The following is a 19706-nucleotide window of genomic DNA, read 5'->3' as shown; positions in this document are numbered from 1 at the left end:
CATGGAAAAATTCGCCCGACTCGTCAGCACCTGCGTCAAAAACGGCATCACCGACCTGCATATCCGCACCGGCCAGCCCGTGGCCGTGCGCAAAAACGGCCACCTCCACTTCCAACGGGAGATCATCTTCGACGCCGCCGACATGGACGAGCTCATGCGCCGCATCACCACCGAGCGCCAGCGCCGCCAACTGGCCGAGCGCTGGTCCGTGGACTTCTCCACCTATCTCCAGGACGCCCAGATGCGGCTCAACGCCTTCTACTCCGCCGACGGCCTGGGCCTGGCCGTGCGCTTTCTGCCGTCGCGGGTGCCGGACTTCGAGTCCTTAAACATCCATCCGTCCCTTCGCGACCTGTGCTCCCTGCACCACGGCCTCATCCTCATCTGTGGCCCCACGGGCAACGGCAAGTCCACCACCATCGCGGCCATGATCCGCGAGATCAACCAGACCCGCTCGGCCCACGTCATCACCCTGGAAGACCCCATCGAATACCGCTTTTTCTCGGACAGGGCCCTCATGGACCAGCGCGAGCTCGACGCCCATTTCCCGAGCTTCGAACAGGGGCTCATGGACGTGCTGCGCGAGGACGCCGACGTGATCATGGTGGGCGAGCTGCGCGACCCGGAGACCATGCGCCTGACCATCAACGCCGCCGAGGCCGGCCACCTGGTCATCGCCACCCTGCACGCCGGCACGCCCGAGGAAGCCATCCTGCGCATGTGCAACGCCTTCGGCGAAGGTTCCCAGGATTTCGCCCGGGCGCAAATCGCCTCGAGCCTCGGGGCGGTCGTCGTGCAGCGCATGGAGATCCTGCCCCGGGTGGGCTTCCGGGCCCCGGTCATGGCCATTTTGCGGACCAACAATTCGGTGAAAAACATCATCCGGGAAAACCGCCTCAACCAGCTCGAAAGCATCATGCAGGCCGGCCGCGGCGAGGGCATGTTCACCTTCGACCGCTACCGCGAGGATTTCCTGGACAAGAAAACCAACCTCACGCCCCCCACCGTGGCCTTCCGCCCGGGCCAGGGCACGGCGCCCCCCGTGCGCCCCGTGGAAGTGCCGCCCCAACAGCCGCTGCGCCAGCCCATGGAGCCGCGCCAGGCCATGGAGCCGCGCGAGGCGCCGTTTTCCGTGTCCCAGCCCCCGGCCGCGCCCACGGCCCAGCACGCGCCGCACATCGATGAGGGCGCCGCCTCCGGTCCCTACCGTATCGACGACGACGTGCCCCTCGAGGAACTCGTGGAGCAGATGCGGCGCAACATGTCCTAGCCCGACTCGTCCCTGGTTTCGTCCAGGCGCAGGACGTAGCGGTTCTTGCCCAGGCGCTTGGCCTCGTACATGGCCGCGTCGGCCAGTTCCAGGCCCCGTTTGAGGCTGGGGGAGCAGCGCAGGCACACCGCGACGCCGATGCTGCAGCCCAGGCCGTAGCCGATGGCGGCGACACCGGAGACGATGCGCACGGCCATGGCCGCGGCCGCCTCGCGGACATGCCCGGCGGGGGCGGCCAGGCAGACCACGAACTCGTCCCCGCCGAGCCGGCCGGCCACGTCGGTTTCGCGGATGTGCTGGCGCAGCACCCGGGCCACCGCGGCCAACACCCGGTCGCCCTGTTCGTGGCCGTGAACGTCGTTGACCAGCTTGAAGCCGTCGAGGTCGACGAAAAGCACCGCCAAGCCGAGTCCGGGTTCGTTTCGCGCCCGGCATTCCAGCTTTTCGGCCAGTTCCTGGAACCGCCCCCGGGTGGGCAAACCGGTGATGGGATCGGTCAGGGCCTGTTCCTCGCGGTCCCGGGCCGCCAGCAGACAGGCCCGAACCTCGCCCATCTCCCGGATGATGACCCCTTCGTCGTAGGGGCGCTCCCCCGTCGCCAGCGCCACCGAGGCCGTGGCCAGGTTGCTGACGTCGCGGTCGAGCCGCCGGGCCAGCCACAGCGAAGCGGCCAGGCCGAGCAGCAGGCACAGCAGCCCGCCCACGCCAAAACGCACCAGCAGTTGGCGCAGCGGCCTGACAAACGCTTCCTCGGGCACGGCGATCACCACCGTCCAACTCCAATCCCCCACCGCCGCCCGGGTCAGGACCAGCGGAGACGTTCCCGGCTCGCCGCCCGCACCCTGTTCACCGGCCGCGCCCTCCCCGGCTGGCCCGTCCCGGCGCGCTTCCCCCGCGGCACCCATGTGCCTGTAGGAAGCGATCCCCGTGTCGCCGGCCAGGATGGACGCGGACCATTCCAGGGGCAGGCGTTGCTGCTGCAAAAAGGCCCGCAGTTCGCCAACCGGCGTCATGGCCCGCAGGGCGTAGCGGGGACGGCCCGCGACGAAGACGGGAACACCCACGGCCACGAGCGGTACCGGCGTGAGCGCGCCCACATAGGGCCCCGACACCAAGGGCAGGCCGGTGTCGATGATTTGCCGGACCCCGGCCGGATCCCGGCTGTCGGGCAACGCCTCCCCGTAAGGATATTGGGTGCTAAACAGGATGGCCCCGGTCCGGTCGATCAGCGCGATGGCTTCCAGGGCCGATTCATAGGGCGCCATCCGGGCGGCGTGGCTGTAAATGCCCTGGATATCGCCTTGCCTGGCGGCGTCGCCGTGGGCAATGGCCGCCAGCATGGAGACCCGGGCCGACAGGTACCGGTCCAAGGTCCCGGCAATGGCCTCGGCCCGGTGCTGCAGGGCGACATTTTCCGCCTCGCGCTGCCGTTCGATCACCACCAGCAAGGTCAGCACGGAAAAAAGCGTCATGGGCACGGCGGCCAGCATGGCCAGCAGCGCAAGCCAGGCGCGAAAACCGATTCGGGGCGGTCCGGGATGCGACATGGCCTTCTCCATGCAGGAATGCCCTGGGACGACGGGTCTTTTCCATTCTAACCCGAGCCGGCCGTCAGACGCAACGCCGTTGTCCGTTTACACTGTCACGAAGGCGCACCGGCCACCCGGGCAGCGATCGCCTGCCCCAGAAAGGCCGCGACGCGGCGAAGGACCGCCGGATGATACAGCATGGCGATATGCGAGGCCGGCGGCGTGGCTTCCTCGCGCCAGGCCCTGCGCCCGAGGGCAAGCCCGCCAAGGGGCACGACCAGATTGTCCACGGGCGAGGCCAACGACAGCAAGGCCGCGCCCGGCGGATCGGGCAAGGCGGCCACGGCCACGGCCACCGGGCCGTGGGGCGCAAGCGACCGGCCCAACCGGCCCACGGCCAGGGCGGCCAGAACGCTGCCGCCATGGGGGGCGCCCAGGGTGACCAGGGCGCAAGTGCGCCCGGCCAGGTCCGGCTCGGCGGCGAGCCGCCGCGCCAGCAGGCCGCCCAGGCTGTGCCCCACGAAACACAGGGGGGTTTCGCCCGGCACCAGGGCGCGCACGCGCCTGGCGAGCTCGCCGGCCCGTTCTTCGAACGTCGCGCCCAGGCTGTTGTAGCCCAAGCACAGCACCCGGGGCAGCCCGACCCGGAGCAGGGCCGGGCGCAGGCCCCAAAACGCGGTCGGGTTGTGGTAGAGCCCGTGCAGGCAGAGAACCACCGGTCCCTGCCCCCGGCGGTCCCGACAGGTCAGGCGTTCGAAGAGCCGTCCGAAGGGATAGCTCAGGCAAACGAGCACCTGGCCGCCAAGGGAAGTGACCAGCCCCCAGGCCAGACAGGCGAGGCGCCGGCCGTGACAGGCCGCCCAAAGCCTGGGCGGCGGCGGCTGTTTCAGACAGAAATACGTGAAAATTCCGTATGTTACCATGGAAAAGGCGAGAAAGGCCCCCGCCAGCGACCACAGGAACAGATGGAGTATCGTCATGGGCGGACCTCGGAAGCGACGGCGCAACCCCTCATTATCGTACTGAAATTCCAATTGAAATAAATAACTTTTGCCAGGCCGAAAAAAATCGTTGACGGCGGGGGCCGGGGTGCGTAGATACCGTGTCTCGCCGGGCGGGCGGGTAGCTCAGCTGGGAGAGCATCGGCCTTACAAGCCGAGGGTCACAGGTTCGAGTCCTGTTCCGCCTACCAGAGATACATGCGGGGTCGTAGTTAAGCTGGTTATAACGCCGGCCTGTCACGTCGGAGGGCGCGAGTTCAAGTCTCGTCGGCCCCGCCAGGAAATCCAGGGAGTTAGATGAAAATCTGACTCCCTTTTTCTTTGCCGAAGGATTTTCCCCCACACTATCCCCCACACGCAACGTCAAAATCGGTCCTACTCGATATTAAAAGACGGGTATATTCAGGTCGCCGCCCCTGCCCCCCTCCCCTCCTCTAGAAACCTCCTGGCAGGGAATGCTCTCCACCACCATGCTCAAGAACCTGAAGCGGGAAAAGCCGTGGGCAGTCCTCAAGGTGTCTCGCCGCGAGTACGAAGCGGCCAAGCCTTGGAAGCGGGCCGGGGTTTCTCGTGCTGTTTTTGAGGAATTAGTCTTCGACCTATCGGACGGGTTTGTTGACCACTGCCACATGGAAGTCGATGCCGAAAAACTGGTGGAAGGGATGTTCGGGAAAGTGGAATAGCTCGCCCGGCCTACTCGGCGTAAAATTGCGCTCAGTGCCGCGTCCACCGTCGAGTTGACGCAGGATCAACTTGCCAGGCCGCCACAGGGAAGAATCCTTCACTCTCGGCCTGCGGGTATTCGCCAAAACCGGCGGAAACCTCCCAGGCTCCAAAGCCATGCCCCGCCGCAAAGGGGGTCCGCAGTCCTGACACCCTTGGAAATTCCGTCAGAAACTCTGACCCTATTCCGTCGCCATCACCGACGCTATTCCCGGCCCCGCCCCGGCCATGGTCTTTGCTCCTCAAAACTGAGGATCAAACCAGCCCCAGGTCCAGACCGACCGCATTAGCGCCCGATACAGCCCCGTTTTCTCGGCAGACGGTGCAAAGGTCACGCAGACGGCAAAAACGCACCAGACGGCCAACTACAGCGCCACAGCGGGTTTTCCTCAGATTTGAGGATTACCAGTGGGCGGTTAGGCTTTGCTCACCAGATTTGGGGAGCAAAACAGCGGACTCCGCAAAATTGCGGCGTCATCATGGAGACGGTGAAGGCCGCCAAGTCCTTCATCGAAGCGGAGTTGGAGAAGTATGGGACGTGGGAGGAATTTCGTTCCTCTGTATGCGGAGGAACGATTCTTCCGATGATCGACAACGGCCAAGCCTTCGCCAAGGTCAAAGGAGCTGGACCCGGAATCGAAACCATCCACGCTTTCCTCGGCAAGCAGTGGTCTCGCTACCTTATCGAGAACACCCTTTCCGTCATCCGCCAGGAAGAGGACGCCGCCCGAAAGAAGGCCGAAGCCTACGAGGCCGCACAACGGGCCAAGGAAGAGAAGGAGAAGCGGCAGGCAGCGTCACCGATGGGAGGACAGCGCAGAATTGTGCCGTCGCCTGCCGGGTCAGCCTCCGCAGGATTGCGGGCGTCGAGTGCCATGCCGACCGGCGTAAAATTGCGCCCGTCGAAAGCCGTGATTTCAAATCGCACCTTGTCGCCATGGAGAAAGGGCAGAATCGTGCACGCTGGGCAAATGGGGTTCAGGGTTGCATTATCCTGGTGGTCGGGAAATGGTGGGAAATCCCACCTTTTGGCATGGTGGTCAAAAACTCCGAAATCGGAGGTTGGTAGAGTCCACGGAGGTGGTGTAAATTCTGGGGTCGTCCAGGCCGGGGGGGGGTACCTCCAGCCTGGACGGGATGTGCGAGGTGGCCATCGGGCCGATTGGCTGTAAGGTGAAGTTGCGAAGCCGCACCTGCAACCAAAGGAGACCACGATGGCCGAGGACAGCATGGCATTAATCGAGCTGATGCAAAAGGCCGACGGCGGCGATTTTTTGCGCTCCCTGGCGGAAGCTGTTTTGCAGCTTCTCATGGAAGCCGATGTGGACGGCCTGATCGGAGCCAGCCGCCATGAACGAAATCCCGAGCGAGTCAGCTACCGCAACGGCTACCGGGACCGCAGCCTTGATACCCGCGTCGGCTCCCTGCAGCTACGCATCCCCAAGCTGCGCCAGGGCAGCTACTTTCCGCCCTTCCTGGAGCCGCGCAAGACCAGCGAGCGCGCCTTGGTGGCCGTCATCCAGGAGGCCTGGATCGGCGGCATATCGACGCGGCGCGTGGATGATCTTGTCCAAGCCATGGGCCTTTCCGGCATCTCAAAGTCCCAGGTGTCCAAGCTGTGCAAGGACATCGATGAACGGGTCCATGCCTTTCTTTCTCGGCCGCTTACGGGAGAGTGGCCCTACTTGTGGCTGGACGCGACCTACCTCAAGCAGCGCGAGGGCGGCCGGGTGGTCAGCGTCGCCGCCATAATCGCCGTGGCGGCGAACACCGAAGGCCGCCGGGAAATCGTGGGGCTGCACATCGGCCCCAGCGAAGCCGAGCCGTTTTGGTCTTTTTTCCTCAAAGGCCTTCTTCGTCGAGGGCTCACCGGCGTGAAGCTGGTCGTCTCCGATGCCCATGAAGGTCTCAAAACCGCCATTGCCAAGACGTTCGGGGCCACATGGCAGCGCTGCCGGGTCCACTGGATGCGAAACGCCTTGGCTCGCGTCCCTAAATCGCAGCACGCCATGGTTTCCGCCGCCCTACGGCAGGCCTTTTTGCAGCCAGACGCAGCCAGCGCCAGTCAGACCTGGCGGCATGTCGCTGACCAGCTTCGCGGCAAATGGCCAAAACTCGCCAGTTTCATGGACGAAACCGAGCACGACGTGCTGGCCTACATGACCTTCCCGGCACAGCACCGGGTCAAGCTGCACAGCACCAATCCGCTGGAAAGGCTGAACAAAGAGGTGAAGCGGCGAGCGGACGTGGTCGGCATTTTCCCCAACGAGCAGTCCATCATCCGGCTCATCGGGGCCATCTTGCTGGAGCAAAACGACGAGTGGCAGCTGCAAAGCCGCTACATGCAGGTCGAGGCCATGGCCGAACTCAACACCCAATCCAACGAGGCGCAGCCAGCCCAAATTCCACCCAGGGCAGCCTGACCGATTGCCACCTCAAGCACGCTGGAATTTACACCACGTTGACGGTCGTGACCCGGAGGTTTCGCTTGGGCCGGCGAATAGGTCCGAAATCGGACCGTTTCCAATCTTACGAATTTGCAACTTTGACGGCCTGGCCAAATGGGGTTCCCGCCCCCATTTCAAAGTTGACGATTCTCAACTTTTGCCACGCGCCATATCCGCCCGCAGGATCGACGCCAGCCCCGCCCATGGCACTTTGCCCGGACAGACAGCCAGGACGCGAAAACAGGGCGCTACGGACCTCGGCGGCAGCAAGTAAGCCGCGAACGCAGACGAACGCAATCGAACGCCATTTCAAAAACGGCGATTCGCCGTCTTTAAGCAATTCCAGTCGCTTGTCATCCTGCCGGGGGGACAGATGGGGGACAGGCCCGCAAAAGGAAAGCGGCCCGCTCCCGCGAGGGAACAGACCGCCCATTGTTCAGGATTCTGAACTTTCGTGCCTGCACTCAGACCTTCACCGTACCAGCCTCCACCGTTTCGGCTTTCGCCTCAGCCTCGACCAGGGCGGCATATTCCCGCAACTGGACGTACAGAGGCGGGCGGTCACGTCCGTCAACGTGGTGTAAATTCTGGTGTGCTTGAGGTGGCCCTCGGTCAGGCTGCTCTTGGTGGAATTTGGGCTGGCTGCGCCTCGTTTGGTTGGGTGTTGAGTTCGGCCATGGCCTCGACCTGCATGTAGCGGCTTTGCAGCTGCCACTCGTCGTTTTGCTCCAGTAAGATGGCCCCGATGAGCCGGATGATGGACTGTTCGTTGGGGAAGATGCCGACTACGTCCGCCCGCCGCTTCACTTCTTTATTGAGCCTTTCCAGCGGATTGGTGCTGTGCAGCTTGACCCGATGCTGCGCCGGGAAGGTCATGTAGGCCAGCACGTCGTGCTCGGTTTCGTCCATGAAGCTGGCGAGCCGTGGCCATTTTCCACGAAGCTGATCGGCGACATGCCGCCAGGTCTGGCTGGCGTTGGCCGCATCCGGCTGTAAAAAGGCCTGGCGCAGGGCGGCCGAGACCATGGCGTGCTGGGACTTGGGAACCCGGGCCAAGGCGTTTCGCATCCAGTGGACCCGGCAGCGTTGCCACGTGGCCCCGAACGTCTTGGCCATGGCGGCCTTGAGGCCTTCATGGGCGTCGGAGACGACAAGCCTCACGCCGCCAAGTCCCCGACGAAGAAGGCTTTTGAGGAAAAAAGACCAGAACGGCTCGGCCTCGCTGGGGCCGATGTGCAGTCCCACGATTTCTCTGCGGCCTTCGGTGTTCGCCGCCACGGCGATTATGGCGGCGACGCTGACCACCCGGCCGCCTTCGCGCTGCTTGAGGTAGGTTGCGTCCAGCCACAAATAGGGCCATTCGCCGGTCAGCGGCCGAGAAAGAAAGGCATGGACCCGTTCATCAATGTCCTTGCACAGCTTGGACACCTGGGACTTGGAGATGCCGGAAAGGCCCATGGCCTGGACCAGATCATCCACGCGCCGCGTGGAGATGCCGCCGATCCAGGCTTCCTGGATGACGGCCACCAAGGCGCGTTCGCTGGTCTTGCGTGGCTCCAGGAAGGGCGGAAAGTAGCTGCCCTGGCGCAGCTTGGGGATGCGCAGTTGCAAGGAGCCGATGCGGGTATCAAGGCTGCGGTCACGGTAGCCGTTGCGGTAGCTGACTCGCTCGGGGCTTCGCTCGTGGCGGCTGGCCCCGATGAGGCCGTCCACATCGGCTTCCATGAGAAGCTGCAGGACGGCTTCCGCCAGGGAGCGGAGAAAATCGCCGCCGTCGGCCTTTTGCATCAGCTCGATTAATGCCATGCTGTCCTCGGCCATCGTGGTCTCCTTTGGTTGCAGGTGCGGCGTCGTAACTTCACCTTACAGCCAATTGACCCGATGGCCACCTCGCCCATTCCGTCCGGGCCGGAGGCTCTCCCCCGGCCTGGACGACTTCAGAATTTACACCACCTCCGTGGACGCTACCCATTTCCCTTCACTCTCCCTGAAAATTAAAAGGGCCGCAGACTGGAAAATCAGTCTACGGCCCTCAAAATAGAGCAAAGGAATATCGTGACTAGTGGGAGAAAACTTTTTCCACTAGTGGAAATATATTTCCCCTAGTCGTCCATTACCGTTGCCACCCCTTCTCAGTTTTATAGCTCTCAAGTTTTTTCTCAATGTCTGCCCTTGGATTGACTGACATTTGAACGTCTGGCTGCGTATAGTCATCTGGAGCCCGCCAGCAGGTTCCGGGAGTAATTAACGGACCACTTACACCCTGCCGTAAAAAGATATGATTTTCACCAAAATCTCTGTATCTTTCCGCCAATGCAACCAGAGCAGGCGTATCAGTCGGTCGTATTTTCTTTTTTAAGCTGTAAATAAACGTAAAAATAGCAGCCCACATATGACACACAGGCTTATACTTCTTCCAATATTTAGCAATTTCTCCGGTTGACCCTTTCTTTTCTTTACAAACATCTAACATAGCTTTCTGAGTAAGATATTGTGCTTTATTTAGACTCGGATCAACTATTCCGGCATTAACCATATCCCATGTATTTAATAGAATAAGCCCAGCCGTCATCCCTGGCACAAATGTTTGATTGAATTTATTGTCAATTTCTTCAAGACTCGGACAAGAGAGAATACGATTAAGAAGAGTCACAGGGACGCCGACAATATTATCATCCGTATAATTTTCTACCCCAACACTATCCACCGACCTTTTTACTATATTTGCCTGTAAATACTGAATATACAAAATTTCATTATCCACAAAAGCCGCTTTCCCATGGAAAACCAAAAAATCATTGTCCAAATCTCCTGTCAACTCCAATACTGGCATCACTCGCCCCCTTCAGCATATCCCTTGAAAAATCCCAGGGCCAACCGCCAAGGGAAGCGGTGTTTCAAGACGGGTAGCTAATCCGTCTCTAGGCCCTGGAAGAATCATCTACAAGCAATCCTGGCCGGGTTCCCGCAGGACACGGCGCACCACGTCCGGTTCGCGGTCAATGACAAGCAGGTACGCCCTTGCCGGGCCTTCCGGGTTGCGGGATTTCTGTTCCCAGTGCCGAAGCGTGGCGAGCTTGAAGCCGAAGACACGGGCAAACTCCGCTTGGGTCATCTGGAGCTTTTCCCGGATGCGTCGCACGTCCACCGTTTCGGGGATATGAACGGCGTAGTTCTTTTCGGGCATCTCGCCCCGGGCAATGGCCAGGGCCTCGCGTGCGCCCTGAAGAATGCGGCTACCCTCTCCCATGTTTGGTTCCCTCGCGGTATTCCTGGACGATCCGGGGCAGAATCGCCCGAAGTTCGTTGCGTTCGGCCATGGTCAGGTTCGCCTTCTCGTTTTTGGCGAACAGGGCCAAGGCGAAAAGCGGGATGCTGAGATCGTGAAAATAGTACACGACACGATAAGCCCCGCTCTTACCCTGCCCTTCCCCGGCAAAGCGGACTTTGCGCACCCCGCCCGTACCTTCCATGAGCACGCCGGCCGAAGGATTCGCGGCCAAAAAATTGACGAGGCTCCGGTGCTCTTCCTCAGACAGCCCGACCCGTTTGACGTCCCGCAAAAACGTGGGGGTCTCAATCACTGTGAGCAACTTCGTCATAACACGAGTAATCCAATGGCGTACAAAGTCAATGCAGACACTGGCGACCCCGGGCTATTTCACACCGAGCAGCTTTTTCGGCTCCGACTGGATTCCGTTCATGATATCCCCGGCGACATCCGCCGCCCGCTTGAGCGCTTCGTCGGCCAAATGCGCATATCGCTGCGTCATTTTAGGGCTTTTATGGGTCATGAGCTTTTGCAGGGTGTAAAGGTCAACCTTGCCCGATGAGGCCAGAAGGGACGCATAGGTGTGCCGCAGGCCATGCAGGGGACGGAAATCCTCGGGCAAGCCCGCCCGTTGCTTCACCCGATCCACCATGCGGCGCACGTCGGTGCGCTGTCCGCCACCGCGCCCGGGGAAGACATAGGGGCTCTCTGTGCGCGGATGGCTTTCCAGCACCTGCCGGGCCGGGTCGCTCATGGGGATTTTCTGGTCCCGGCCACCCTTCGGGTCGCGGAGGGTGATGAAGCCTTGCAGGAAATCCACGTCCTCCCATTGGAGCTTGAAAAGTTCTCCCCGGCGCATCCCCGTGAAAAGCGCCAGTCGCATCATGTTGGCCACGTCGATATTGGTCTCTTCATCCAGGGCAGCCAACAGGCGGGAGAGTTCGTCCGGGGTCAGGCTTTCCATCTTCTCGTTATCCACCTTGGGCAGATCGATGGAGAGCCGTCCGGGATCGGGGTTCGAGCAAAGCCCCTGCTTGACGCCGTAAGCGATGATTCGCTTGAGCAGAGCCAGAACGGATTTCACCGTCTGCGGGGCCTTGGTCTTGGCGAGCTTGGAACGCAGCCGGGTCACGTCCAGAGTGATAATTTCATCCGGGGTCTTGTCCCCAAAAGCGGGAGCAAGGTGCAGGTGAAAACGGCCGTCGTCGGTCCGAAGGCCCTTCCCTTCCTGGCGATGGCTTTTGTATTCACCCCATATGCGGGTGAGCGTCCAGCGGTTGGCTTCAGCGTCCTTGGCGGCTTGGATGGCATCCCGGCGGCCCTGATTCGATAGCGCCTTGCCCTCAATGCGTTCCGCCCGGATGCGCGCCGCCCGTGCGGGGGTCATGGCGTCCTGGAACTGGCGGCCGGCCTTTTCCTCGATGAGCTTGCCGTCGCGGCGGTAGCGGATGAAATAGATGCGCTCGGGCTTGCCGTTGGTTACAGCTGTGCCCATGATGAACGTGACGCCAGGGTAGTCGGTCTTGAAGCGTTCCTGCTTCGGCATGATGGTCTCCATGGTCGGAGGGCTTTGGCGGAAGGTCGGAGGAATGCGTCCCCCACACTATCCCCCACACCTGGAGTCAAAATAGATGGCTTTCGGTAGAAGTCAATACGAAAAGGCATCCTGAAAAAGCCATTAAAATAGCAGGATATAAAATCAGGTACGAATCAGTAAAAATGGAGCCCGCCGGCCTGTCACGTCGGAGGGCGCGAGTTCAAGTCTCGTCGGCCCCGCCAGATCAAGAAGAGTGGCTGCGGCCACTTACGAAGGTCTCAAGGGAGAATCCCCTTGGGACCTTTTGCTTTTGCACGTACGGCGCCACGCTCCCGCAGCGTCTGCGCCGGGGGACGGGGCCTCGGGACCCCATAGGGCGGCTGCGCCTTTGGCCCCCTGCTCCAACGCCTCGGGCATATCGTGAAAGGCACTCCCCGCCCATGCCCCGGGCCACGGCCACGGCGCAACCAGCGAACGGCAAGCCCCCGGCGCCTCCCCCTCGCCCGTGTGGAACGCGTGCCCGGCCTGTGCCGGCCGACAGACGCCCGGACAGGCGGCGGCGCGGGCAACGGGCAACCCGCGGCGCTTGCCCTGGTGCGCCGTCTTCCGGCCTGCGCGTTCAATCCAGCCGGCCGTTGCCGCGGCGGCATGGCCAGGCGGGGCACGGCCGCCCAACACCCGGCCCGGGCTCAGAACGGTTCGTAATGCCCCTTGTCCACGTCGTCCGCATCCATGCGGATGCGCGTGCCCGACCCCAGCGCAGCCTTGTCGGGCGCTGTCCTGGCCCCGCGGGCCAGGGGCCGGACGGCCGGAATCTGCCCAGGCTGCGGGGCGAACCGGGCGAAATCCCCGGCGGGTTCGGCGGTCAGGCGGAAAAAGGCGCTGGTGTGCTGCAACTGGGCCGCCTGGGCCGAGAGTTCCTCGGAAGTGGAGGCGATCTGTTCGGCCGCGGCCGCGTTTTGCTGGATCACCTGGTCGAGCTGTTGCAGGGCCTGGTTGACCTGGCTGGCGCCCTGGCTTTGCTCCTGGCTTGCGGCATTGATTTCCTGGATCAGGTCGGCCGTACGCTGGATGTCCGGCACGAGCCGTTCCAGAAGCTGGCCGGCCTTCTCGGCGATGTCCGTGGAGGAGGCGGCCAGGCCCGTGATTTCCGAGGCCGCCGCCTGGCTGCGCTCGGCGAGTTTGCGGACCTCGGCGGCCACCACGGCGAATCCCCGGCCGTGCTCCCCGGCCCTGGCCGCCTCCACGGCGGCGTTTAAGGCCAGCAAGTCCGTCTGCCGGGCGATTTCCTCGATGATGCCGATCTTGGCGGCGATGGCCTTCATGGCGGTCACGGTCCGCACCACCGCCTCGCCCGAGGACTGGGCGTCCTTGGCCGCCTTGAGGGCGATGGCTTCGGTTTGCCTGGCGTTGTCGGCGGTCTGGCTGATGCTGGCCGCCATCTCCTCCATGGCCGAGGAGGATTCCTCGACCGCGGCCGCCTGTTCCGTCGATCCCTGGGACAGGGAGGACGACGAAGCGCTCAATTCCTCGCTGCCCGAGGCCACGTTGACCGAACCGCCCTGGACCTCGCGGATCACGCCACTGACCCGGTCGATCATGGTGCCAAGCGAGCGCAGGAGCACGTCGGCCTGGTCGCGCATGGGCACCCGGACCGTCAGGTCGCCCTGGCTCAAGCGGCCCATGACGTCGGCGATACCCTTTTCGGCGGTCACCAGGCCCTCGAAGGCGGCCAAGAGCGCGTCCTGTTCCGAACGCTTGACCACGGTGACGTCGATGTCGCCCAGGGCCAGCTTGCGGGCCATGGCCACGATGTCCCGTTCCGCGCCGACCAGCGCCGCCAGCGAGCGCAACAACGCATCCTCCTGGGACCGCTCGGTCACGCTGACCTCCAGGTCGCCCTTGGCCAGCTTGGCCACGGCCTCGGCCACGAGACGCGAGGCCTGGACCATGGCCCGCATGGCTTCGTACACGCTTTGCGGATGGCCCGTGTCGTGGAAATCGAGGCTCAGGTCGCCGACGGCCACGCGCCTGGCGATGGCGGCGATCTCCTCGGGCTCGCCGCCGAGGCTGCGCCGCACGCCACGCACGAGCAGATAGCCCGTGCAGGCGGCAAAGAGCACCATGGCCGCGGTGAGGGCCGTGATGATGGTGCGCGACTGCTCGTAGAGGGCCTGGGACTGCTTGTTTTTCGCATCGGCGTAGCCGAGCTCGATCTCGGTGAGCTTGTTGATGAATTCCCGCATGTACTCGAACTTCTCGTTGGCCTCGCCCTTGGTCAGGGCCATGGCCGCCGCCGTCGCCTCGTCGCCGCCCCGCTGGCGCTCCTTGACCGCCTTGGCCGAGACCCCCTCCCACTGGCGCATGGCCTGGTCGAACTGCCCGGCCAGCTGTTTTTCCTCGGCCGTGGTCGTAAGCTTCTTGAACGAGCCGAACCGGTCCTTGGCCTGCTTGAGGTTGAGGGCGTAGGTCTCCTGGAGTTCCCCGAAGGCATCGGTGCTCGGCGCCGTGAACATCATGGTCCGCTCGGCCACCAGCAACTGATGCAAATCACGGTCGGCCTCGATGAGAAAGTCGACGCTGGGCAGAAACCGCGTGAACAACTGGTCCAGGTTGTCGCTGATGGTTTTGGCGGCGTAAAAGCCGGTGTAGCCCACGACGGCTATGGCGACGACCAAAATGACGTAGCTGGCCCCGAGCTTGAAACCCAATCGCCTCAACAGGCTCCTCGCGTGCGACATGCCCGCCCCCCTTGGTTCATGCAAAGCGTTGACGATACCCCTCGCTTCCAGCACGGAAACGACATCCCCTTCCGATAGCCCGCCGTGCGCACAGCAAACACGATCGTATACGGTGCAACGTCCGACCTCGACGCTTGCTGGCGAGGGGAGAGAATACCATATACCACATTCCGGCCTTGCCTCAAAGGGAAGAATGCATTCGGCCGGCACCTCTTTTCCAGCCGGGGCACTGCCCGTACCCGGCAAGGAGGGCTTGCTCCCGGCCCCGGCTCATGCCTATAGTCCGTCCCAGGCAAGGCTCGGGGAGCAGGTTTCCCCTTGCCCAAGGATATCCCCATGATTCGCCGATGCACCGCCCCATGCCCCTGCCGCCCCGACAGCACCTGTCATTCATGCCATGGCGACGCGGCCGCATCCGGCCCAACGCCCGCGACCTAGCCGGCCCTCCCCATGCGCCTCCCCCACGGCATCGCCTCGTCAGACTCCACCCCTGCGCTTTGCGGCGAAGGGAGGCCGAAGGGTTGCGCCGGTGACGGACCGCGGCTTGCGGGCCTCCACCACCCGCACCCGCATGGCCAGGGACGGGCCGTCGGCGGATCGCGGGCCGGCCGTCGGCCCTACGGGCGCGGGCTGTTCTTGCTGTTGGCCAGCCTCGCCCTGTGGGCCCTTTACGCCCAGGCCCAGCCGACACCGCCCCGCAGCCTGTCCGTGGTCATGGACCACGACTACCCCCCCTACGTGTTCCACGACGCCAAGGGCGCGGCCCAGGGCATCCTGGTGGATTCCTGGCGGCTGTGGGAAAAAATCACCGGCGTTCCGGTCACCATCATCGCCATCGACTGGAACGCGGCCCAGGACCTCATGCGCCGGGGCAAGGCCGACGTCATCGACACCCTGTTCGAGACCGAGGAACGCCGCAAGGAATACGCTTTCTCCCCGCCGACGGTGGCCCTCGACGTCCCGGTCTTCGTGCACAAGGACCTGGGCGGCATACGCGACGCCGCCTCGCTTCGGGGGTTTCCCGTGGGCGTCAAGCGCGGCGACGCCAGCGTCGAGCGGCTCACCGCCGCCGGGGTCGGCCCGCTGGTCTACTTCGACGATTACGAGGCCGTTGTCCGGGCGGCCGGCGAGGGCAAGGTCAAAATTTTTTGCGTGGATAAGCCGCCGGCCCTGCACTACCTCTATAAATTCGGCCTGGAGGAGGACTTCCGCCTGGCCTTCACCCTCTATACCGGCCAGTTCCACCGGGCCGTGCGCAAGGGCGACGAAGACCTGCTGCGCTTTGTCGACAACGGTTTCGCCCGCATTACGCCCAAGCAGTCCGAGGACATCGAAAAGCGGTGGCGCGGCGAGGTGCTTTTTCCCTCGGAGAAGTTCCGCTACGCCCTGCTGGCCGTCACCGGCCTGGCCGTGGCCGCCGCCGTGCTCCTGGCGGTCAACGCCTTGCTGCGCCGCACCGTGCGCCGCCAGACCGAACGGTTGCACGACCTGCTCGACGCCGCCGGTCAAAACGAACGCCGGTACCGCGAACTGGTGGAAAGCGCGGCCAGCGTCATCGTGCGCCTGGACAGCCTCGGCCGGGTCGTTTTCTGCAACCCCTTCGCCGAACGAGTCTTCGGCTACCCCCAGGAACAGATGCTCGGCCGCGAACTCGGCCAGCTCACCGACGACCCCGACGCCGCCAGGCCCTGCCCCTGGCCCTGGCGGGACATCCTGGCCGGCGTGGCCGACAGCGCCGACGGCACCGGTTCCCTGGACAGGCCCCATCGCAGCCGCGACGGCCACACGCGCTGGATCGCCTGGTCCATCCGCCGCATCGAATCTTCCCCGCAGCAAAGCGACGCCTTTTTGTGCGTGGGCAGCGACATCACCGAGCGGATGCGGGCAACCGATGCCCTGGCCGCCAGCGAAGCCCGCTACGCCCTGGTGGCCCGGGCCTCCAATGACGGCATCTGGGACTGGGACCTCGGCCGCGACATCGTCTATTATTCCCCGCGTTACGCCGACATTCTCGGCCTGGCGCCCCAGGCCCTGGAGCCGCGCATGGACGCCTGGACCGGCCGGCTGCACCCCGAGGATGCCGAGGCCGTCATCCGCGAACACAAACGCTGCGCCGACGGCGAGATCGACACCTTTTCCATGGAATACCGGCTGCGCCACGCCGACGGCGACTACCGCCACGTGATCGGCCGGGGTGGCAGCCTGCGGGATGCCTCGGGACAGGTCGTGCGCATGGCCGGCAGCCTCACGGACATCACCCGGCGCAAGAAGGACGAGGCCGCCCTGCGCGAGAGCCAGGACCAACTGGCCAAGATCTTCCGCCTGTCCCTGGTCGGCCTGTGCGTCACCTCCCGCCGCGACGGCCGCATCATCGACATCAACGAGGCCGGAGCCCGCATGTTCGGTTACGAAAAGGCCGGCGTCACCGGCCAGTCCACCCTGGCCCTCGATGTCTGGGGCGACCCGCAGGAACGGCAGGCCTTCGTGGACGAACTGGCCCAGGCCGGCGCCGTGGTGGGCAAGGAGTTGGCCATGCGCCACCAAAACGGCTCCACGGTCATCGCCCTGGTCTCCTCCGTGCCCATCCAGGCCTTTGGCGAATCCTGCATCCTGTCCGTGCTCGTGGACATCACCGAGCGCAAGGCCATGGAACAGGCCCTGCGCCGGTCCAAGGAGGCCGCCGAAGCCGCCAACCGGGCCAAAAGCGATTTCCTCTCCACCATGAGCCACGAGATCCGCACGCCCATGAACACCATCCTCGGCATGGCCTCGGTACTGGCCGCGGCCGACCTGCCCCCGGAACAGGCCCGGGCCCTGGCCGCCATCGAGATCGCCGGCGCCAATCTCATGGCCCTTCTGGGCGACATCCTCGACCTGTCCCAGATCGAGGCCGGCGGCCTCATCATGGAGGAACGGGCCTGCGACGTCATGGCCATGGCCGCCGAGCTCGTGGCGATGATGCGGCCGGACGCGGCCCGCAAGAACCTGGCCATCGCCCTGGAGAAGGTGGGCGGGGAGCTGCCGCCCCGGCTGCTGCTGAGCCCCGACCGCCTGCGCCAGGTGCTGGTCAACCTGCTCGGCAACGCCGTCAAGTTCACCGAAAAAGGCGGCATCGCCCTGGAGGTCGGCCGCATGGAAACGCCCCAGGACGGCCCCCTGCTGCGCCTGGCCGTGCGCGACACCGGCATCGGTATCGATCCGGAACAACGCGACCGCATCTTCGAGCGTTTCACCCAGGCCAACGCCTCGACCAGCCGCCAGTTCGGCGGCGTGGGCCTGGGCCTGGCCATCTGCAAAAAGCTCGTGGAGCTCATGAGCGGCCGGCTGTCCGTGGAGAGCATCCCCGGCCAGGGTTCGGTGTTCACCCTCACCCTGCCCCTGCGCCCGGCCCCGCCGGCCGCCCGGGCCGACGCGGCCGCGCCCGGGCGGTCCCCCGCCGCACCGACCGCGCGCGGCGCGGTGCTGCTGGTCGAGGACAGCCCGAGCAACGCCGAAGTGACTCGGCTCATGCTCGAAGGCACGCGCTTCGACCTGGCCTGGGCCCCCAGCGGCGAGGCCGGCCTGGCGCTTGTGCGCGAGCGCCCCTTCGACATCGTGCTCATGGACCTGGAGATGCCCGGCCTCGACGGCCTGGCCACCACCGAGGCCCTGCGCCGCCTGGAGGCGGAACTGGGCCGGCCGCGCACGCCCGTGGTGGCCCTGACCGCCCACGCCTTCGAGGAGCACCGCCGCAAGGCCCTGGCCGCCGGCTGCGACGATTTCCAGGTCAAGCCCATCTCCAAGCCCCGCCTCCTGGAAGTCCTGGAAGCCTGGCTGGCCATCGGCCCGGGCTCGTATGGCGCCCGCCAGGGGGACAGCGGCTTTTCCGCGGACAATACGTGAGAAGCGTTTCTTTTTCTTAAACAAACACGATCGTAGGCTTCAAGGGGCCCGCCACGCGCCGCTGCCTGTGGCCCTGCGTGGCACTCGCGCGAAGGCGGCCCCGGGGAAACACCGCATGGGTTTCGATGTCGTCATCCTGGGGGCCGGGGCTTCGGGGCTTGCCTGCGCGGCGGCCTGCGCCGCGCGCGGCCGGGCCGTGGCCGTTCTCGACCACGGGCAAAAGGCCGCCCGCAAGGTGCTCGCTTCCGGCGGCGGGCGCTGCAACGTCACCAACATGGCCGTAAGCGCCGCCGACTACCGTTGCGCCAACCCCCATTTCGTCAAATCCGCCCTGGCCCGGTTCACGCCCCACGACCTGCTTGGCCGGCTCCACCGTGCCGGCGTAGCCACGGCCGAGGAAGACGGCGGCAAGGTCTTCTGTCCGGGCGGCGCGGCCGGCGTGGCCCGGTTCCTGGTCGAAAACGCACGGCAGGCCGGCGCCCGGCTGTTGCTCGGCACGGCCATCGGCGACGTCCGCAGGCAGGGGGAGGGATTCGTGGTGGACACGGGCGCCGGCCCGGTTACGGGCCGGTCGCTGGTGCTGGCCCTGGGCGGCCGGTCCTGGCCGGGGCTCGGGGCGACGGAGCGGGGCTACGACTTGGCCAAGCGCCTGGGGCTGGCCGTTACGACCCTGTGCCCGGGGCTTGCGCCGCTTCTGGCCGGCCCGGACACGGCCGCCCTTTGCCGCGAACTGGCCGGCGTGTCCCTGCTCGTGGGCCTGTCCGGCCCGGCGCAGCTGCGCGGCGACCTGCTTTTCACCCACAAGGGGCTTTCCGGCCCGGTAGTGCTCGATGCCTCGTTATTCTGGCGGGAAGGGCAGGCGCTGTCCCTCGATTTCCTGCCCGGCCTCGACATCGCCGCCATCGAGGAGCGGCTGGCCGCAGCCGGGCGCCACGACGTCAAGAACGCCCTGACCGGGCTGCTGCCCAAGCGCCTGGCCGGGGCGCTGTGCGCCCGCCTGGGGATCACCGGCCCGGCGGCCGGGCTTTCGGCCGCCTCCCGGCGCGCGCTGGCCGAGGGGCTGACCGCCTTTCCCTTCGCCCCGGCCCGGGCCGCCGGCTACGACAAGGCCGAAGTGACCCTGGGCGGCGTGGACACCCGGGGCATTTCCTCCAAGACCATGGAAGCGGCCGCCGTGCCGGGCCTTTTCGTCATCGGTGAACTGCTCGACGTCACCGGCCGCCTGGGCGGCTTCAACCTCCACTGGGCCTTCGCCTCGGCGGCGGCGGCCGGGGAATGTGCCTGAGGTCGGGCCTGCGATGTCAG

15 protein-coding genes and 2 tRNA genes are annotated in these 19706 nt (G+C 64.8%); 8 read left to right on the top strand and 9 right to left on the bottom strand.

From position 1 onward, the window contains the following. Position 1 precedes the first annotated feature (1 nt). A complete protein-coding gene (locus ACP59X_RS06675; protein ID WP_428566694.1) occupies positions 2 to 1270 on the top strand; it encodes a type IV pilus twitching motility protein PilT in 1269 nt (422 codons plus the stop codon). Here the strand turns inward: ACP59X_RS06675 and ACP59X_RS06670 are convergent. Then, positions 1267 to 2817, bottom strand: coding sequence for a sensor domain-containing diguanylate cyclase (locus tag ACP59X_RS06670; protein ID WP_428566690.1), 1551 nt, complete (start codon positions 2815 to 2817; stop codon positions 1267 to 1269). The genes ACP59X_RS06675 and ACP59X_RS06670 overlap by 4 nt on opposite strands. 95 nt (positions 2818 to 2912) lie before the next feature. Then, positions 2913 to 3779 (bottom strand): alpha/beta hydrolase, encoded by an 867-nt coding sequence (locus tag ACP59X_RS06665; protein ID WP_428566685.1) that lies wholly within the window; start codon positions 3777 to 3779, stop codon positions 2913 to 2915. Positions 3780 to 3915: 136 nt separating this feature from the next. Between ACP59X_RS06665 and ACP59X_RS06660 the strand changes: the two genes are divergently transcribed. The 5 genes from ACP59X_RS06660 (at position 3916) to ACP59X_RS06640 (ending at position 6946) form a co-directional block, all read left to right on the top strand. Then, a tRNA-Val gene (locus ACP59X_RS06660) sits at positions 3916 to 3991 on the top strand. 11 nt (positions 3992 to 4002) lie between these two features. After that, positions 4003 to 4079, top strand: a tRNA-Asp gene (locus ACP59X_RS06655). A 191-nt stretch (positions 4080 to 4270) separates the two neighbouring features. After that, entirely contained in the window at positions 4271 to 4483 is a 213-nt protein-coding gene (locus ACP59X_RS06650; RefSeq protein WP_428566680.1) for a hypothetical protein, read from the top strand. A gap of 519 nt (positions 4484 to 5002) precedes the next feature. Next, positions 5003 to 5695, top strand: coding sequence for a hypothetical protein (locus ACP59X_RS06645; RefSeq protein ID WP_428566676.1), 693 nt, complete (start codon positions 5003 to 5005; stop codon positions 5693 to 5695). A 42-nt stretch (positions 5696 to 5737) separates the two neighbouring features. Further along, the gene (locus ACP59X_RS06640) at positions 5738 to 6946 is read left to right on the top strand and encodes an IS256 family transposase (protein ID WP_428566674.1); all 1209 of its coding nucleotides are present in this window, start codon (positions 5738 to 5740) and stop codon (positions 6944 to 6946) included. 106 nt (positions 6947 to 7052) lie between these two features. Here ACP59X_RS06640 and ACP59X_RS06635 read toward each other — a convergent pair whose 3' ends face one another. The 7 genes from ACP59X_RS06635 to ACP59X_RS06605 form a co-directional block, all read right to left on the bottom strand. Continuing rightward, positions 7053 to 7403 carry a hypothetical protein gene (locus tag ACP59X_RS06635; protein ID WP_428566671.1) on the bottom strand — a complete coding sequence of 117 codons (351 nt, stop codon included), beginning with the start codon at positions 7401 to 7403 and terminating at the stop codon, positions 7053 to 7055. A gap of 179 nt (positions 7404 to 7582) precedes the next feature. Next, on the bottom strand, positions 7583 to 8791 hold the full coding sequence (locus tag ACP59X_RS06630; protein WP_428558936.1) for an IS256 family transposase: 1209 nt from the start codon (positions 8789 to 8791) through the stop codon (positions 7583 to 7585). Positions 8792 to 9083: 292 nt separating this feature from the next. Continuing rightward, complete coding sequence (locus ACP59X_RS06625; RefSeq protein ID WP_428566669.1) at positions 9084 to 9803, bottom strand: hypothetical protein; 720 nt, start codon at positions 9801 to 9803, stop codon at positions 9084 to 9086. A 108-nt stretch (positions 9804 to 9911) separates the two neighbouring features. Next, on the bottom strand, positions 9912 to 10220 hold the full coding sequence (locus ACP59X_RS06620) for a helix-turn-helix domain-containing protein (protein ID WP_428566665.1): 309 nt from the start codon (positions 10218 to 10220) through the stop codon (positions 9912 to 9914). Then, positions 10207 to 10572, bottom strand: coding sequence for a type II toxin-antitoxin system RelE/ParE family toxin (locus ACP59X_RS06615; protein ID WP_428566660.1), 366 nt, complete (start codon positions 10570 to 10572; stop codon positions 10207 to 10209). Before ACP59X_RS06615 ends, ACP59X_RS06620 begins: the two co-directional genes overlap by 14 nt. A 54-nt stretch (positions 10573 to 10626) precedes the next feature. Continuing rightward, positions 10627 to 11787: a tyrosine-type recombinase/integrase gene (locus tag ACP59X_RS06610; RefSeq protein ID WP_428566657.1), complete on the bottom strand. Its 1161-nt coding sequence runs from the start codon at positions 11785 to 11787 to the stop codon at positions 10627 to 10629. Between the two features lie 680 nt (positions 11788 to 12467). Further along, the gene (locus tag ACP59X_RS06605; protein ID WP_428566654.1) at positions 12468 to 14498 is read right to left on the bottom strand and encodes a HAMP domain-containing methyl-accepting chemotaxis protein; all 2031 of its coding nucleotides are present in this window, start codon (positions 14496 to 14498) and stop codon (positions 12468 to 12470) included. A gap of 657 nt (positions 14499 to 15155) precedes the next feature. Here ACP59X_RS06605 and ACP59X_RS06600 point away from each other — a divergent pair. Together ACP59X_RS06600 and ACP59X_RS06595 are read left to right on the top strand one after the other, a co-directional pair. Beyond that, on the top strand, positions 15156 to 18401 hold the full coding sequence (locus ACP59X_RS06600; RefSeq protein ID WP_428566649.1) for a PAS domain S-box protein: 3246 nt from the start codon (positions 15156 to 15158) through the stop codon (positions 18399 to 18401). A gap of 115 nt (positions 18402 to 18516) precedes the next feature. Then, positions 18517 to 19686, top strand: a complete 1170-nt coding sequence (locus ACP59X_RS06595; RefSeq protein ID WP_428566646.1) for a BaiN/RdsA family NAD(P)/FAD-dependent oxidoreductase — start codon at positions 18517 to 18519, stop codon at positions 19684 to 19686. The last annotated feature ends 20 nt before the right edge of the window (positions 19687 to 19706 follow it).

Source organism: Solidesulfovibrio sp. DCME (genome assembly GCF_049995385.1).
GTDB lineage: Bacteria > Desulfobacterota > Desulfovibrionia > Desulfovibrionales > Desulfovibrionaceae > Solidesulfovibrio.
This window is presented reverse-complemented; position numbering and strand designations above follow the sequence as displayed.